Here is a 1,127-nt window from a genome sequence, read left to right as displayed (position 1 = left end):
CAGCAGAGCCACACAACGCCTGCTCGGGCTGGCGCAATGGCTGATGGGCCGGCGTGAAGGAGACGCGCGCCGATGACGCCTCTGCAATTTGAAGCCCTGTATGCGCCCCTCTGGACCGAACTCGAAACGGTGATCGGTATCGCCGAAACCCAGCGCAAGTTCGACGGTGCGCGGCTGGCCACCCTCTACCGCCGTGTTTGCGAGCACCTGGCGCTGGCGCAGGCTCGCGCCTATCCCGTTCACCTGACGCAAAGGCTCGAAACATTGACGCAAGGCGCGCATCGGCTGATTTACCGGCAGCACGACTACGGCCTGGCGCGCCTTGGACGGCTGGCGCTGGTTGACTTCCCGCAAGCCGTACGCGCGCACCGGGCCTACCTGCTGGTGGCGTTCCTGCTGTTCGTGCTGCCGCTACTGGCTGCCGGCCTGGCGACTTACCGCGACCCCGGTTTCATCCTGCACCTGATGGACGCGGCGCAAGTGCAGCAGTTCGACGGCATGTACAGCGACAGTGCAAGGTCCTTCGGGCGCAACCGCGACGCCGGTGGTGACTGGCAGATGTTCGGCTATTACGTCATGCACAACATCGGCATCGGCTTTCGCTGCTTCGCGGCCGGCATCTTCGGCGGGGTCGGCAGCGCCGGCGTGCTGCTGTTCAATGGGGTGCAGATAGGCGCCGTCGGCGGCTACCTGATCGCCGCCGGCCACGGGCAGAACTTCTGCTCCTTCGTCATCACCCACGGCGCCTTTGAACTGACCGCCATCGTGCTGGYGGGCGCCGCGGGACTCAGGCTGGGCTATGCACTGATCGCGCCGGGCCGGCATACCCGGCTAGAGGCGCTCCGGCTGGCGGCCCGCCACGCCATCGTGGTGATTTACGGCGTCATCGGCCTCCTGCTGATCGCTGCCGCCGTCGAGGCCTTCTGGTCTTCGGCGCGATGGGTCACGCCCGCTGTGAAATATGGTGCGGGCGCAGCCTGCTGGGCGCTGGTGCTGGCTTACCTCGGGTGGCAGGGAAGGCCGCGCGCCGTCCCCGCGGACCCCGGAAAACACCATGCAGGTTGATGCACTCGCCGTTGCACTGCGGCCGCGGCCCATGGCCGAAGCCGCGGACCTGGGTGTCGCAC

At 67.3% G+C, this 1,127-nt stretch carries 1 protein-coding gene; it reads left to right on the top strand.

Annotation, left to right across the window (positions count from 1 at the left end):
* The first annotated feature begins 72 nt into the window (after positions 1 to 72).
* On the top strand, positions 73 to 1,065 hold the full coding sequence (locus tag AC1D1P_RS23915) for a stage II sporulation protein M (RefSeq protein ID WP_477674730.1): 993 nt from the start codon (positions 73 to 75) through the stop codon (positions 1,063 to 1,065).
* Positions 1,066 to 1,127 lie beyond the last annotated feature (62 nt).

It is taken from the genome of Polaromonas sp. P1_E1_2, assembly GCF_056406035.1.
This window is presented reverse-complemented; position numbering and strand designations above follow the sequence as displayed.